General features: G+C 67.5%; 15 protein-coding genes. 9 read left to right on the plus strand and 6 right to left on the minus strand.

Annotated elements, in window-relative coordinates; genetic code table 11:
• Window positions 1-157: 157 nt before the first annotated feature.
• Both FFS18_RS05860 and FFS18_RS05865 read right to left on the minus strand, forming a co-directional pair.
• Window positions 158-955, minus strand: coding sequence for a hypothetical protein (locus FFS18_RS05860; RefSeq protein ID WP_120215415.1), 798 nt, complete (start codon window positions 953-955; stop codon window positions 158-160).
• The gene (locus tag FFS18_RS05865) at window positions 952-2,001 is read right to left on the minus strand and encodes a COX15/CtaA family protein (RefSeq protein ID WP_120215414.1); all 1,050 of its coding nucleotides are present in this window, start codon (window positions 1,999-2,001) and stop codon (window positions 952-954) included. Before FFS18_RS05865 ends, FFS18_RS05860 begins: the two co-directional genes overlap by 4 nt.
• Before the next feature lie 104 nt (window positions 2,002-2,105).
• Between FFS18_RS05865 and FFS18_RS05870 the strand changes: the two genes are divergently transcribed.
• The 6 genes from FFS18_RS05870 to galU all read left to right on the plus strand — a co-directional run bounded on the left by FFS18_RS05870 (window position 2,106) and on the right by galU (window position 7,132).
• Entirely contained in the window at window positions 2,106-3,098 is a 993-nt protein-coding gene (locus tag FFS18_RS05870; protein ID WP_137870151.1) for a M48 family metallopeptidase, read from the plus strand.
• 55 nt (window positions 3,099-3,153) lie between these two features.
• Complete coding sequence (gene msrA / locus FFS18_RS05875) at window positions 3,154-3,687, plus strand: peptide-methionine (S)-S-oxide reductase MsrA (RefSeq protein WP_137870152.1); 534 nt, start codon at window positions 3,154-3,156, stop codon at window positions 3,685-3,687.
• 243 nt (window positions 3,688-3,930) lie between these two features.
• The gene (gene yfiR, locus FFS18_RS05880; protein WP_137870153.1) at window positions 3,931-4,476 is read left to right on the plus strand and encodes a regulatory sequestration protein YfiR; all 546 of its coding nucleotides are present in this window, start codon (window positions 3,931-3,933) and stop codon (window positions 4,474-4,476) included.
• Entirely contained in the window at window positions 4,473-5,690 is a 1,218-nt protein-coding gene (dgcN, locus tag FFS18_RS05885; protein WP_137870154.1) for a diguanylate cyclase DgcN/YfiN, read from the plus strand. Before yfiR ends, dgcN begins: the two co-directional genes overlap by 4 nt.
• A gap of 16 nt (window positions 5,691-5,706) precedes the next feature.
• Complete coding sequence (yfiB, locus tag FFS18_RS05890) at window positions 5,707-6,207, plus strand: outer membrane lipoprotein YfiB (RefSeq protein ID WP_249340320.1); 501 nt, start codon at window positions 5,707-5,709, stop codon at window positions 6,205-6,207.
• 61 nt (window positions 6,208-6,268) lie between these two features.
• The gene (galU, locus tag FFS18_RS05895; RefSeq protein WP_137870156.1) at window positions 6,269-7,132 is read left to right on the plus strand and encodes a UTP--glucose-1-phosphate uridylyltransferase GalU; all 864 of its coding nucleotides are present in this window, start codon (window positions 6,269-6,271) and stop codon (window positions 7,130-7,132) included.
• A 37-nt stretch (window positions 7,133-7,169) separates the two neighbouring features.
• Here galU and aqpZ read toward each other — a convergent pair whose 3' ends face one another.
• The gene (gene aqpZ / locus FFS18_RS05900; RefSeq protein ID WP_137870157.1) at window positions 7,170-7,895 is read right to left on the minus strand and encodes an aquaporin Z; all 726 of its coding nucleotides are present in this window, start codon (window positions 7,893-7,895) and stop codon (window positions 7,170-7,172) included.
• A 98-nt stretch (window positions 7,896-7,993) separates the two neighbouring features.
• Window positions 7,994-9,271 carry a methyl-accepting chemotaxis protein gene (locus tag FFS18_RS05905; protein ID WP_249340321.1) on the minus strand — a complete coding sequence of 426 codons (1,278 nt, stop codon included), beginning with the start codon at window positions 9,269-9,271 and terminating at the stop codon, window positions 7,994-7,996.
• Window positions 9,272-9,475: 204 nt separating this feature from the next.
• On the opposite strand from FFS18_RS05905, the gene FFS18_RS05910 reads away from it, so the two are divergent.
• Entirely contained in the window at window positions 9,476-9,781 is a 306-nt protein-coding gene (locus FFS18_RS05910) for a hypothetical protein (protein WP_120215406.1), read from the plus strand.
• A gap of 148 nt (window positions 9,782-9,929) precedes the next feature.
• Here FFS18_RS05910 and FFS18_RS05920 read toward each other — a convergent pair whose 3' ends face one another.
• Window positions 9,930-10,598, minus strand: coding sequence for a S24 family peptidase (locus tag FFS18_RS05920; protein WP_137870158.1), 669 nt, complete (start codon window positions 10,596-10,598; stop codon window positions 9,930-9,932).
• 127 nt (window positions 10,599-10,725) lie between these two features.
• Between FFS18_RS05920 and FFS18_RS05925 the strand changes: the two genes are divergently transcribed.
• Together FFS18_RS05925 and FFS18_RS05930 are read left to right on the plus strand one after the other, a co-directional pair.
• Window positions 10,726-10,989: a hypothetical protein gene (locus FFS18_RS05925; protein WP_120215404.1), complete on the plus strand. Its 264-nt coding sequence runs from the start codon at window positions 10,726-10,728 to the stop codon at window positions 10,987-10,989.
• Window positions 10,986-11,312, plus strand: coding sequence for a hypothetical protein (locus FFS18_RS05930; protein ID WP_249340322.1), 327 nt, complete (start codon window positions 10,986-10,988; stop codon window positions 11,310-11,312). The genes FFS18_RS05925 and FFS18_RS05930 overlap by 4 nt, the downstream gene beginning before the upstream one ends.
• Before the next feature lie 165 nt (window positions 11,313-11,477).
• On the opposite strand, the gene FFS18_RS05935 is transcribed toward FFS18_RS05930, so the two are convergent.
• Window positions 11,478-12,314 (minus strand): hypothetical protein, encoded by an 837-nt coding sequence (locus tag FFS18_RS05935; protein WP_137870159.1) that lies wholly within the window; start codon window positions 12,312-12,314, stop codon window positions 11,478-11,480.
• Window positions 12,315-12,335: the final 21 nt, after the last annotated feature.

The raw sequence follows: 12,335 nt of genomic DNA on the forward strand, positions 1-12,335 counted from the left end.
CTTGACAGATATGGACCGGAGCAACAGCGCCCCGAAACAGTTGCGCCGCGTGTCCAGGGCGGACGCAGCGGCGCTTCGGAGCGGGCCAATGGCTGTATGCAGCTAAAAAGTCAAGCAGGGAGCGGCTTTGCTGACAGGTATCATGATACCTTGCGATTCACGAGGCAGGCTCGACCGCCCTCACCCGTTCCTCGACCAGCGTCCGTGCCGCGCCGTCCGGTTCGACGATCCAGCTCTGGCGACGTTCCTCCATCACCAATCCCGTGGCGGTATCGACGGTCCACAACTGGTCGATGTGCAACGGCGCCCCACCCGTGCCGCCGACGACGGCGGTGTCGGCGGTCGCGATCGTCCGCAGCGTTCCGCCATGCCGCGTCGAGATGCTTGCACCCTCGGTCGTTGCGGCGGTGGTGATCGCATCATTGGCCGCCGCAACAAGAGCGCGCGCGTCGGCGGTCGCCAGCCGGTCGCGTTCGGCCGCGGGAAGTGCCGCGATCAACTGCGCCAGCCGCCTGGCCTCGGCGCGGTCACCCTCGGCTGCCGCAGCCTCGACCCGCGCGGTCGCGCGGTCCCACAGGCCGTCGGGATCGACCAGTTCGACGCGGCTGCCGTCAGGCGCTACCAGATAGGCCAGTTCTTCACCGACCAGCGGCTGAAGCATCAAGGTCAGCGCGCGCGTGACCGCGGGCGGCGCATCGGAATCGATGCGTTGCAGCACCGATCGCAACTGATAGCCGCGCCCCATTCGTTGCCATTGCAAAGCATAGACCAGCGAAAAACTGATCAACGAGCCGTCGCGCCCGATGCGACGCGTGGTCACGCGATAGGTCATCGGGCGATCGACGGGCGGGGCAAATTGGAACGCCGGGGCGGCCGCGACCGACACACCGGCCGGCGGGGGCACGGGCTGAGCGACCAGCAGCAGCGCGCTGCCCAGGCCGGCGAGCAAGCTCATGCCGCCGCGCGGCCCTGCCGGTGCAAGGCGGCGGCGGCGATGGCGACGAGGATCGCCCCGACCACCTGATGCGCGACCGCAACCCACATCGACACCCCCGATATGACGGTCCAGATGCCGAGCAGCATCTGCACCGCGACGACCGCGACCAGCAGCCGCGCCTCGCGCCCCGCGCCGCGCTGCGCCAGATTGCGTGCAAGCAGCAGCAGGGCCAGCGCCGCGATCCATGACCACCAGCGATGCAGGAAATGGATCAGAAACGGATCATTGGTGAGCGCGAGCCAAGCTCCGCCCGCCCAATCGATCCCCTCCGGCACGAGATGGTCGTTCATCAGCGGCCAGGTGTTGGCGACGAAGCCGGCGTTCAGTCCGGCGACCCATGCGCCGAGCAGCAGCTGGACGAACAGGATCGCGATCACCGCGATGCCGCCGCCGGTCAGCCGCGCGGGCCGTGCCGACGGATCGCGTGCCAACGCATCGAGATCGCGCGCCGTCCAGACGAGGCCTGCGAGCAACAACAATGCGGTCAGCAAATGCGCGGCGAGCCGGAAATGGCTGACGTCGGTACGATATTCGAGCCCCGATGCGACCATCCACCAGCCGAGCGCGCCCTGCAGCCCGACGAGCGATGTCAGCGCAAGCAGGCGCCCGGCATAACCCGCCGGGATCGCGCGGCGCCATGCGTACCAGGCCAGCGGCAGGATCATCGCCATGCCGACGACGCGGCCCAGAATGCGGTGCAGCCATTCCCAGAAAAAGATCGCCTTGAACCCGGCCAGCGACATGCCGCGGTTGATTTCCTTATATTCCGGGATCTGCTTATATTTCTCGAATTCCTTGACCCAATCGGCCTCGTTCAGCGGCGGCAGCACGCCCGATACCGGCCGCCATTCGGTGATCGACAGCCCCGATTCGGTGAGGCGCGTAATTCCGCCGACACCGACCACGATAACCACCAGCAACGCGACCGCCCACAGCCAGCGCGCGAGCGCGGCGGGGCGGGGTTGGCGAGCGGCGGGCGAAGACAGGGAGGCGGCGTTCGTCATCGCCCCGCCCTATCGGCGCTTGTCGGGCGATAGGCAAGAGGTGGGCAGCGGCGTGGACGGGGAAATTCATGGCCGCGACAGGCGCGCGTTGATAAGCGGGGCCGATGCCGCATCGTGCCTCCGCCCTTGTCGTCGCCCTGTCGCTGCTCGCCGCCGTGCCCGCGGGTGCCGCAGCGCCCGCCGATCCGTCGCCCTATGCGGCGCTGGCCGCGATCGAGGCGCGCGTCGCGGCGATCGGTTTTCGGCTGACCACTGCCAATGCCGCCTGGTGCCCGGTGCAGCAGCCGCAGTTCGGTTGGATCTGGGGCGATCCGCGGCTCTATGATGCGGATCGGCGGGCCGAGGCGCTTGCGGTCTATGATGCAGCCGAACGCGACGCGCCCTTTGTTGCGGCGATCGCGCCCTCGTCGCCTGCGACCGCCGTGGGCCTGCGCGTCGGCGCGGCGATCACCGGGATACAGGGCAGCGCGGTCCCCGATGGCGCCGACGCGCATCCCTTTGCGCGGATCACCGCGATCGAAACATGGCTCGCGGCGCTGCCGCCCACCGCACCGCTCGCACTCGACGCGGGAAATGCGGGGCCGCTGACGCTGACCCCCGTTGCGGGATGTGTCAGCGATTTCCGCGTTGAGGCGAGCGAAAAGGCGGGCGCCGTCGCCGACGGCCGGATGGTGCTGGTCAACCAGGGGCTGGCGCAATTTGCCGCCGATGATGACGAGCTCGCCGCGGCGATCGCGCACGAGCTGGCGCATAACATCCTCCGCCACCGCGCCCGGCTCGACGCCGCCGGGGTCGATCGCGGGCTCGGCAAGCAGTTTGGCCGCAGCGCCCGGCTGTTCAAGCAGACCGAGATCGAGGCCGACCGGCTGTCGGTGTGGCTGCTCGCCGGGGCCGGATATGATCCGGCGGCGGCAGCGCGGTTCTGGACGCGCTTCGGCCAGCGCAAGGGGCGCCCGCTGATCCAGGCGGGAACGCATCCGCCTTGGCGCGACCGCGTCGCGTCGCTTGAGGCCGAGGCCGCGCTGATCGCCGCGGCGCGGGCGGCAGGCCGGCCGCTGCGCCCGCCGTTGATCGACGCACCGCCGCCCTTGGAATAGCCGCCGCCGCTCCCTATCTGGGCAACTCTCCCTCCCCCGACCAAGGACCGATCCGATGACGCATGAGACCGCCATTTTTGCCGGAGGCTGCTTTTGGTGTACTGAAGCCGTGTTCCAGTCGCTCGCCGGGGTCGAGACGGTCGAAAGCGGCTATATCGGCGGGCATGTCGCGAACCCGACCTACAAGCAGGTGTGCGGCGGCGATACGGGCCATGCCGAGGCGATCCGCATCACCTTTGACCCCGCGGTCATTAGCTATGACGATCTGCTCGACGTCCATTTCGCGACGCATGATCCGACGACGCTGAACCGCCAGGGCAATGATGTCGGCACGCAGTATCGCAGCGCATTGTTCCCGCTCGACGCCGCGCAGGGCGACGCGGCGCGCGCGGGCATCGAACGCGCCGCAGCCGATTGGCCCTCACCAATCGTTACCACCATCGAGCCTGCCGCCGACTGGTATCCGGCCGAGGATTATCATCAGTCCTATTGGGACGGCGAAGGCCAGCGCAATCCCTATTGCATGGCGGTCATTCCTCCCAAGCTCGCGAAATTGCGCAAGGGGTTTGCCGACCGGCTGCGCGCCTAAGTTATCAGGTCGTCATCCCGGCGAAGGCCGCGATCTCAACGTGGCATCATGTTGCACCGGCGAGATCCCGGCCTTCGCCGGGATGACGAGATATGGGCATGATCGCTCGCCATTCGGGTCCGGCGCACTGTTGCCAAATGGCCGCATGACGTCACTTTTCATTGACTTTCCAATCCTTTTGACTAGCGGACGCCCCCGCGCTGGGGCAGACTGGGGTCGAGCGCAGTTGGGGGTCGCTGCAAGGTGTTGGCATCGCTGTTTCTGATTGGCGCGTCGCTGACGACGCCACAGATGTCGGTTCAGGCCGCAAGCCAGACGATTGTCGAGGACAGCGACGGCGGCATGAGCCGGGCGGTCAACCGCATGGTCGGCGGCATCGTCAGCTATGCGCGCTGGCCCGACGGAACGGCGGACACTCCGCGCGTGATGTGCGTGATCGGAACCCCGCGGCTGACCAATCGCATGGCGCCCGACGTGCCTGGCACCGGGTCGGTCACGGTACGCCGGTTGAGCGCCGGGACCGTGGCGGGCCGGTCGGATTGCGACATCCTGTTCCTGGGCCGCATGGCGATCGCCGATCGACGACAACTGATCGCCTGGGTCCGGGGCCGCCCGATCCTGACCATCACCGACGACGATGCCGCGTGCATTTATGGCGCGATGTTCTGCCTGAGCAATCGCACGGCGAGCCTCAGCTTTTCGGTCAATCTTGACGCGATCGGGCGCGGGCCGCTGCGCATCGACCCGCGGGTGCTGAGCATCGGACGCAGCGCCGGAGGCCCGCCATGACGGGCCAGACCCCCGAACGGATCGGCGCCCGCACGACGCTGCAAAAGCTGTTGTCGCGCTTCCATTTCGGCATCACCCTGTTCGCGGTCGCGCTGTCGGGGCTGACCATCCTGCTTGCCGGGGTGTCGGCGCTGCGCGGCTATGCCGATCGCAACATGGAACTGGCGGCGCAGCTTGGTGCCTATGGTGTTGAACCAGCGCTGGTATTCAATGACCCGCAGGCGGCGCGCGAAGGGCTGGAGCCGCTGACCCGCATTCCCGGGATCGCCCGGCTGCGCGTACTGAACGATCGCGGCCAGCCGCTCACCCAATGGTCGTCGCCGATGGCCGACCCGGCGCCGCTGTTGACCCGGATGTTTTTCCCGCGACCCTTTGCGGTGCCGATCGAGCGCAACGGATCGGCGATCGGAACGATCGAGGTCTGGGGCGATAGCTCCACCTTGATCGATTATGTCCGCATCGGCCTGCTCGCCGGTCTCGGCTGTTTGCTGATTACCGCGTTCGGCACGATCTTCCTGGCGCGGCGGTTCGAATATGAACTGGTCAAGCCGCTCAACGAGATTGCGACGGTCACGCATGACGTGCGCCTGCATCGCCGGTTCGACAAGCGCGTCAAACCGCTGGGCATTGCCGAGCTCGACCGGCTGGGCGGCGATATCAACAATTTGCTCGACGAACTTCAGGGCTGGCAGGGGCATATGGAAAGCGAGCGCGCCATGCTCGCCCACCGCGCCTCGCACGACACGCTGACCGCCATGCCGAACCGCCACGCGTTCGACGAGCAACTGGCGCAGCGCATCGCATCGGCCGATGCGCGCGGCGACCGCTTTGCGTTGCTGTTCATCGACGCCGACAATTTCAAGGCGGCGAATGACAGCTTTGGCCATGCCGCGGGCGACGCGGTGCTGGTCGCGCTGTCGGCCTGTATCAAGGACACGCTGCGCAAGGGCGATTTCGCGGCGCGCATCGGCGGCGACGAGTTCATCGTCATCGTCGACCCGCTCGACGCCGACACCGTCCCCGCCGACCTCGCCAACAGCATTCGGGCCTGCGTTGCCCAGCCCGTCAAGCTGCCCGGCGGCGAGAGCTACCATGTGTCGGTCAGCGTCGGTGTGGCGGTTTACCCCGACGGCGGGCGGGACGCGACCGCGCTGCTCACCACCGCCGATGCCGCAATGTATGCCGACAAATTGCGCAACCGTTCCCGTGTATGACCATCGGAGTATCGCCGTGACCCAGACTATCCCCCAATCGATCCGAAGCGTGCTTCTCATCGTCTGCGCCGCGCTGCTGGCCGCATGCCAGAGCGTACCGTCGCCGACCGGCTTCACGCCCGAGCAGGTCGCCGTGCTGAAGGCCGAAGGCTTTGTCGACCAGGGTTTCGACTGGTCGCTCAGCATGCCCGAACGGCTCTTGTTCGAGACCAACGAGAGCGCGATCTCGGCCGAGCAGCAGGCGCAGATCGCCCGCATCGCCTCGCGTCTCGTCGGGGTGGGTATTACGACGGCACGCGTCGAGGGACATACCGATTCGGTGGGAACCGCAGCCTATAATCTGACGCTGTCGCAGGCACGCGCGGCCGCGGTCGCGGCACCGATGCAGACGGCGGGCATGCAGCTTTCGCCTGACCAGATCATCGGACGCGGCGAAGCCGTGCCGATGTCGAGCAACGATACCGACGAGGGTCGCCAGGACAATCGCCGGGTGGTGGTGATCGTGACGCCGCAATAATCGGGCGGACCATGACCGACCCGCCTTTTCTTGTTCCGCTATCGCCGCTAAGCCCCCGCCCATGAAACCGATCCGCAAAGCTGTTTTTCCCGTCGCCGGTCTCGGCACGCGCTTTCTGCCCGCGACCAAGGCGATCCCGAAGGAGATGCTACCGGTCGTCGATCGGCCGCTGATCCAATATGCGGTGGACGAGGCGCGCGAGGCGGGGATCGAGCAGATGATCTTTGTCACCGGGCGCGGCAAGAGCGCGATCGAGGATCATTTCGACATCGCGTTCGAGCTGGAAAAGACGATGTCCGAACGCGGCAAGGATTTGTCGGTGCTCGAGGCGACGCGGCTGGGCCCCGGCGCCTGCGCCTATGTCCGCCAGCAGGAGCCGATGGGGCTGGGCCACGCCATCTGGTGCGCGCGCGACATCGTCGGCGACGAGCCCTTTGCCATCTTCCTGCCCGACGAGTTCATGCACGGCTCGCCCGGCTGCATGAAACAGATGGTCGATGCCTATCACATGGTTGGCGGCAATCTGATCTCGGTGCTCGAAGTGCCGCGCGAGCAGGTCTCCTCCTATGGCGTGATCGCCCCCGGCGCGCGCGACGGGGCGCTGACCGAGGTCAGAGGTCTTGTCGAAAAGCCCAAGGTCGCGGATGCGCCGTCGAACCTGATCATCTCTGGCCGCTATATCCTCCAACCCGAAGTGATGCGGGTGCTCGAGGGGCAGGAGAAGGGCGCGGGCGGCGAGATCCAGTTGACCGACGCGATGGCATCGATGATCGGCAGCCAGCCGTTCCACGCCGTCACCTTCGATGGCGCGCGTTACGACTGCGGGTCGAAGGCGGGCTATATCCAGGCCAATCTGGCGGTCGCGCTGGAACGCCCCGACATGGCCGACGAAGTGCGCGCCTTTGCGATTGACCTGTTGAAGTAAGGCCGGCGGAGGCGCCCCGCCCCCGCCGGATCAATGCTTATTCGCCCTCGATATTCGGTTTCGGGAAGGTGTCGGCGCCCAGCGTCTTGTAGAGCAGGCCGCCCACGGCGCCGCCGATCAAGGGCGCGATCCAGAACAGCCAGAGTTGCTGGATCGCAAGCCCGCCGACGACGAGCGCCGGGCCGGTGCTGCGCGCCGGATTGACCGAGGTGTTGGTGACCGGGATCGAGATCAGGTGGATGAGCACCAGCGCGAGGCCGATCGCGAGCGGCGCGAAGCCTGCCGGCGCGCGGCCGTCGGTCGATCCCATGATGATCCACAGGAAGAAGGCGGTCAGCACAATTTCGATCAGGAACGCCGACCAGATGTCGTAGCCGCCCGGCGAACCCGTGTCGAAGCCATTGGCGGCGAGCCCGTTGGTCGCAAGGTCATAGGCCGGACTGCCGCTGGCGATGTAGAACAGCAGGAACGCCGCGATGACCGCGCCGACCACCTGCGCCCCGACATAGAGCGGGATGTCGCGCGCGTCGAAGCGCCCGCCCGCCCACAGGCCGACGGTGACCGCAGGGTTGAGATGGCAGCCCGAGATATGGCCGATCGCATAGGCCATGGTGACGACCGTCAGACCGAACGCCAGCGATACGCCGAGCAGGCCGATGCCGACATCGGGGAATGCCGCCGCCAGCACCGCGCTGCCGCAGCCGCCGAAGACAAGCCAGAATGTGCCGATCAGCTCGGCCAAGCCCTTTTGCATATTCGTCATGTGACCCTCCTCCCCACCGGCGGCCATCGACGCCCCCGGCGCCGCACCATCCTATCAGGGCTGGGCGGGCGAGCAAGTCTTTGCGGGGGCGCCGAATTTCAGGCGGCGGCGACGGTTTCGACAAAATGGCGCGCGCGTTGGTCGAGCGATCGGGCCGCCGCGGTGAGGCCGGCCGACAATTGGCCCAACGCCTGCGCGCCGTCGCCGACCGCACTCGCGCCATGGCCGATTTGCTGGACGCGATGGTCGATCTCGCGGCCCGCCGACACCGCCTGTTCGACATAGCTCGCAATCATCAGCGTCGTCGCGCTCTGGCCGTCGACGGCGCGGTCGATCGCGTCGGAGAAGCCGTTGTTGGCGTCGATCGCCCGTTCCACCTCGGCAAAGCCCGCGGCGACCTGGCCGACGATATCGCGGATCCGGTCGACATATTGGGCGATGTCGCCCGCCGCCGAGCGGGTCTGGCCGGCGAGCGTTTTCACTTCGGCGGCGACCACGGCAAAGCCGCGCCCGGCTTCTCCCGCGTGCGCGGCCTCGATCCCGGCGTTGAGCGCGAGCATGTTGGTGCGGCTCGCCATGTCGATGATCAGCGCCAGCATCTGTTCGATCGACTGGCTGGCCGCCTTGAGCGCCGCGGCGCGTTCGCCCGCCTGCTGGACCTTGCGATGCGCCTCGCCGCGAATGGCGCGGGCGCGCGAACCATCATCGACGATCTTTGCCATCGTCGCCGCCAGCGCATGGCCGCGATGGCCGAGTTCATCGAGCCCCGCCAAGGTCTGCGCCGTCGCGCCCGCAACGGTCACTGCGTCGTGTCCGGTACGCCGCGCGCGATCGGAGAGGCCGTCCGCGACGGTTTCGACCGTCCGCGCCATATCCGCCAGCGCCGTAGTCAGCGCCGCGATGTCCTGTTGAAACGCCTGCCCGGCTTCGTCGACGCGCGTCGCCCGTTCGACGCGTTCCTGCGCCAGTTCGACATCGCGCAGCATCGCCAGCCGCGCGAGCTGGCCGCTGTCGAGCGTTTCGACAAAGCGCCCGCGGTCGACGAGGATCAACTCGCCCTTGCCGCGCCCCGATGCCGCGATGCGGAGCAGGTCGGTGGTCGGTTTCGCAATATCGGCGACCGGGCAAGGATCGATCATCGACGCGATCGAGCCGCCGATCGTCGGGTTCTGCATCAGCGAGAACCAGAAGGGGCAAAACAGCAGCTCGCGCACCCGCTGTTCGCGGATGACCCCGACCGGGCGCGCGTTGGCGTCGAGAACCGCAACGGCGCGCAGTTCGGAATCGGCGCGAAACAGGTCGATCACGTCGGACATATGGGCATCGACGGCGACCGCGGCGGCGTGGCCCGATGAGGGTGACAAAATGGTGTCCATGACGGGCGTGGTCTCTCTTCGCGCTGCGGCTATCGCTTCACGGCTCGACCTAAGGGGCGTTGGTAAACACGACTTTAACCATTTGTTTCAATGGTGTGACACAGGGCCGCACGATGGCGGCGATCCATCGCAATATCCTGTTCAGATCACGCCCGCTATGCGATGAGGCGGCGAGCGACCGAGTAGCGGGGCGAGGAGAAGATCATGCGTGCCATCATCATCGTCGTTGCGGCGCTGCCGCTGCTCACCGGCTGTGTCAGCGCCGTAAAAACCGTGGTGACCGCGCCGGTCAAAGCGGTCGGGCAGGTCGCCGACTGGACGACGACCAGCCAGGACGAGGCCGACCGCAACCGCGGCCGCGAGATGCGCAAACGCGAGGAGCAGCTGGGCAAGCTGGCGCGCGAGCGCGACAAGGCGGCGGAGAAATGCCGCGACGGCAAGGCCGAGCAGTGTGAGCGCGCTGAAGTACTAGACCATGAAATCGAAGCGGTGATGGCGGAGCCTCGTTGATTTGAAGGTAGCCGTGGCTCTCAGCCACTCCGTAAATTCCGTTCGTGTCGAGCGAAGTCGAGACACCTTTCGACGCCGTGCCTGGCCCGAAGGGTGTCTCGACTTCGCTCGACACGAACGGGAATAGGGGGTCCGCCCCAACGCGCCCCTACCGCACCCGGCGCCCCGTCCACACGACGCGGCCGACCAGCCGGACCGACGCCATCGGCAGGTCGTCCCAGCTGCGGTAATGCGGATTGTCGCTGATCACCGAAATCCGGCCCGGTCCCGGCGCGCGCGCGACGCGTTTGACCATCAGCACATCGTCCATGCGCAGCACATAGATGCCGTCGCGCAGCCGCGCCGCCGCATCGCCGCCATCGACCAATATGTCGTCGCCGTCGTTCAGCGTCGGCGCCATCGAATCGCCCTCGACCCGGATTATGCTGAGCGCGCGGGGGTCGGCGCCGAGGTCGCGCAGCCATTTGGGATCGAACGCGACCTCGCCCTCGATCGCTTCGCCCTCGACGCTGGCGCCCGCGCCCGCGGAGGCGCCGATCGCCAATTTGGGGACGAGGATCATGCCGGGACCGCGCATCCGCGCCGGGGTCGCGACGCGTTGCACCGGACCGCCGAGCAACGCTTCGGATACCCCCAGATAAGCCGCGATCCGGGCCCGGTCCTGTTCGGCGAGCCGCCGCGGCGAACCGCGTTTGATATATTGCTGGATATAGGCGGGGTTGCGCCCGATCACCTGCGACAGGCGCGCGTAATCGATGCCCTTGTCGGTCAACAGGCGGTCCAGCGCAGCGCGCGGATCGGCAACATGGTCGCTCATGGACTAGTCCTTCCTATTTCGTCTCTAGCAAGCGGATTTTTCCTAGACAAGTAGGAAAACGACGTTCAAATAGGATTTATCCTATCGGGTGAGTCGCCCGGTTGTCGACGCGGTCAGGGAGGAAGCTATGGAGCGCACATTGTTGCAACGGATCGACGCGTTTCTGAAGGAATCGGCGATGCCGCCGACCGTGTTCGGGCGCGCGGCGGTGCGCGATCCGCGGCTGGTCAGCGATTTGCGCGAGGGGCGCGAGCCCGGCCGCCAGCTGATCTGCCGCGTGGAACATTTCATGAACATATGGCGTGCCGAGCGCCATGCGGGACGTGTCGCGCCGCAGGGCGACCGGCGGACGCGGGGCTATCGCCGGGTGGCGAAGGGAGCCGAGGCATGACGCGCTGGTCTCCCGTGCAGGCGCGCCGTCCCGGCTGTCCGCACCGCCGGTTGCGCCACCTGTTGGGCGAAGCCCTGCCGCCGGGGCTGACGATCGGTGCGTCGACGTTCCGGCCATGGGCGAGCGCAAATTTCGTCGGCGCGCGTCACCTGTTTCCGTGCGACCTGGCGGCGGGTGAAGTCGCGGCGGTCAGCGCCGCGTTGCAGGGGGCGTTGAGCGCGACTGAATGGGCGCTGCCGGGCCATGTCATCGCCGATGTCGCGGTCGAATGCGGGGCCGCGCCGGACGCGTTGCGGATCGAGATCTTGACGGTGGAGGATTGAGGGGTGGGCGATGGAGCGGCGCGCGCCCGGATTTTCTCCAGATTTGCCCCGACCTTGCCGAAGCCTGTCCTGAGCGCCTGCAAGGCAGTCAAAGGGGACGTCTATTCCGAGAAGCGCCCTTCGACAGGCTCAGGGCTACGGTTCAACCGGAGCGGAGCAATGTCCCTAACCCACCGACTGGCGGGTCATTCGTTGCAGGGTGCTGAGCGCGGCTTCGAGGGCGAAATCGACCTCGGGCTCGACCGCAAGTGCCGGTTCATCGGGCGCATCGACCGCGGCGGCCGCGGTCGGTTCGCGGCGGCGCGCCAGCCCCGCCTCGAGCCGCGCGACCATGGCGCCGAGCGAATTGTCGGTGGGCGCCGGCAGCGGCGGCGCCTTCATATCGGCGGGTTGCAGCCAGGGCTCGTCGCCCGTGGGCTCGTCCTCGGTCGGCGCGAGATCGGCGAGCACCAGCTCGTCGGCATTTTGTTCGGCAAATTCGCCGAGCCACAGGTCGGCTTCGGCGCTGCGGTCGGCGGCATCGCGGTCGGCGGTCAACGGTCCCAGCCCGCCCGCGGGCAGATCGCGGCCGGCGCGGATCGGCGGGCGCAGCGAATCGTCGGGGTGGAGATCGACGCGGCGGCGGCGGGTCCAAAAGGCGTCGCCATCCTCGTCGGCGTCCGCCGCGGGCGCGCGGCGGAAGCGGCCGCGCAGCGAGGTCAATCCCGCCGCTTCGGGCTGCGCGATCAGCAGCGCGACCAGCCCGGCGATCAGCGACGCGATCGCCGCCATGCCGAGTGCCAGGATCAGCCGAGCAGCATTGCCGACCGGCGGAACAAAATAGTCCGACAGGCGATCAAGATAGAGGTTCCAGCTGATTGCGGCGACCCACGACATCGGCATCACGGCAGCGAACAGGAAGGTCAGCGCGGCAGCGCCGATCGCCGCCGGAAGCGCGGGACGCAGCGCGCGGAGGAGCGCATCTGATTTGCCCGGAACGGGGTTGTCGCTGCTATCGTCCATATCGTCCAATTCCGTGCGGCC

It is taken from the genome of Sphingopyxis sp. 2PD (genome assembly GCF_005503695.1).
Classification (GTDB): Bacteria; Pseudomonadota; Alphaproteobacteria; order Sphingomonadales; family Sphingomonadaceae; genus Sphingopyxis.